Source organism: Nocardioides sp. (assembly GCF_034670285.1).
Taxonomy (GTDB): domain Bacteria; phylum Actinomycetota; class Actinomycetes; order Propionibacteriales; family Nocardioidaceae; genus Nocardioides.
This window is the reverse complement of record NZ_JAXMNS010000536.1, coordinates 1-1,976: the sequence shown is the minus strand read 5'-3', so window position 1 is coordinate 1,976 and position 1,976 is coordinate 1. Positions and strand designations below refer to the sequence as shown.

Genomic DNA, 1,976 nt, shown 5'->3' with positions numbered 1-1,976 from the left:
GCTCCTCGCCGACGTACTCCTGACCGCGCATGCGGCACCACGCGGGCACGTCGTAGCGAGCGGCCGGGTCCTCGGCGGTGACGGCGATCAGCTCGCCGACCACCACCTCGTCGACCCGCCGCCCGAGCTCGATGATCGGGCGCGGGCAGAGCATGCCGCGACAGTCCAGCTCGAGAATCATCAGCGCAGTCCCTCCACCACGTCGGGCAGCACCGAGCAGAAGCGCTCGACGTCCTCCGCAGACGTGTCGCGAGTCAGGGAGACCCGCACGTTGCCGTGGGTCAGTGCGCCCATCGCGGCGAGCACGTGGCTCGGCTCGAGGGTCGAGGCCGTGCAGGCCGAGCCGCTGGCGACGCCGAACCCGTGGCGGTCGAGCGCGGTCACCAGGGCCTCACCGTTGACGTAGAGGCAGGAGAAGGTCACCAGGTGGGGGAGTCGGGCGTCGGGGTGCCCGACGACGTCGGTGTCGGGCAGGGCTGCCGCTGCTTCACGGATGCGCGCGATGAGAGCGTGCTGCCGGGCGTTGACCTCCTCGCGCTCGGCGACGACCGCCTGGAGCGCGGCCGCGGCGGCGAGGGCGGCCGGCACGTTCTCGAAGCCCGCCGCACGGTGGTCGACGCGGTCGTCCTCGGGGAACGGGTTCTCCCAGCGGACGCCGCGACGTATGAGCAGGACACCGACACCCGCCGGTCCTCCCCACTTGTGGGCCGAGCCCGCCATGGCCGACCACCCCGACGGCAGCGGGAGTCGCCCCATCGAGGCACAGGCGTCGACGAAGAGCGGCACGCCGTCGGGCAGCCGCAGGTCGTCCACGGGTTGCATCGTGCCGACCTCGTGGTTGGCGCTCTGGAGTGCGCAGACCGCCACGCCGGCCCTGCCGGCGGCGCGTTCGAGGTCGTCGTCGACGCTCCCGTCGGGCCGCACCCCCACGACGTACGGCGTGCCACCCCAGGTCGCGGCGTGGCGCACGGCGGAGTGCTCCACGGCGGGGTGCACGACGACGTCGCCGTGCGTGCGACGCGCCCGGGCCAGACCGAGAAGTCCGCGATGGACCGCATCGGTCCCCGACGACGTGAAGCTCACCTCGTCGGGACGTACGTCGAGGCAGTCGGCCACGACCGCGCGGGCGTTGTCCAGAAGCAGTCGGGCGTCCCTGGCAGGCTTGTGGAGTCGTCGGGGATCGGCGTAGCCGCGCTCGAGGGCGGCCAGCAACGTCTCCCGCGCCGCCGGGTGCAGCGGTTCTGACGACGCGGAGTCGAGGTAGGCCCGCAGTTCACTCACGAGGCAAACCTAGTCGGCTCACAGGTCACCCACCCTGGTCTCCGAAGTGGGGGACGATTCGGATAGTCTCTTCTGTGTCCCTTGACCGTCCCCAGAGGAAGGCTCAGACCTTGAGTCTGCATCTCCCCGAGCGCTCGGCCGCCACGCTGCGGCGTGCCCGCCGGATGTCCCTGTTGGGCCTGATGGGCCTTGCCCTCGTCGGGCTGAGCGCGTGTGGCAGCGATACCGAGCTCGAGCGCCTTGCCATGCCGAAGCCCGTCACGGTCGAGGGTGAGAGCACCCTCGAGCTCTGGCAGGGCGCGTGGATCGCCGCCCTGGTGACCGGAGTCATCGTCTGGGGCCTGATCTTCTACGCGATCATCAAGTACCGCCGTCGCAGTGACGACGAGGTGCCGATCCAGACGCGTTACAACCTGCCGCTGGAGATCTTCTACACGATCTTCCCGATCATCATGGTCATCGTGTTCTTCGCCCACACGATCCGCGTCCAGGGCGTCGTGCTGAACGACGAGGACGTCGTTCCCGACCAGACCGTCTACGTCGTGGGTCAGCAGTGGTCGTGGACCTTCAACTACCCCGAGGCCGTCGAGGGCAAGAACGTCTACGAGTACGGCACGGGCAACATCATCCCGACGCTCGTGCTGCCGGTGGGCAAGACGACCCGCTTCGAGCTGCGCACGCCTGACGATGCATCT

2 protein-coding genes and 1 pseudogene are annotated in these 1,976 nt (G+C 69.8%); 1 reads left to right on the top strand and 2 read right to left on the bottom strand.

What is annotated here, in order from left to right; genetic code table 11:
- Together VOI19_RS18730 and VOI19_RS18725 are read right to left on the bottom strand one after the other, a co-directional pair.
- The coding region (locus VOI19_RS18730; protein ID WP_323794451.1) for a sulfurtransferase TusA family protein at positions 1 to 181 on the bottom strand (181 nt) is incomplete at its 3' end.
- Positions 181 to 1,281, bottom strand: coding sequence for a cysteine desulfurase family protein (locus VOI19_RS18725; protein ID WP_323794450.1), 1,101 nt, complete (start codon positions 1,279 to 1,281; stop codon positions 181 to 183). The genes VOI19_RS18725 and VOI19_RS18730, both read right to left, overlap by 1 nt.
- Before the next feature lie 110 nt (positions 1,282 to 1,391).
- On the opposite strand from VOI19_RS18725, the pseudogene VOI19_RS18720 reads away from it, so the two are divergent.
- A pseudogene (locus tag VOI19_RS18720) lies at positions 1,392 to 1,976 on the top strand (cytochrome c oxidase subunit II); the annotation flags it as partial.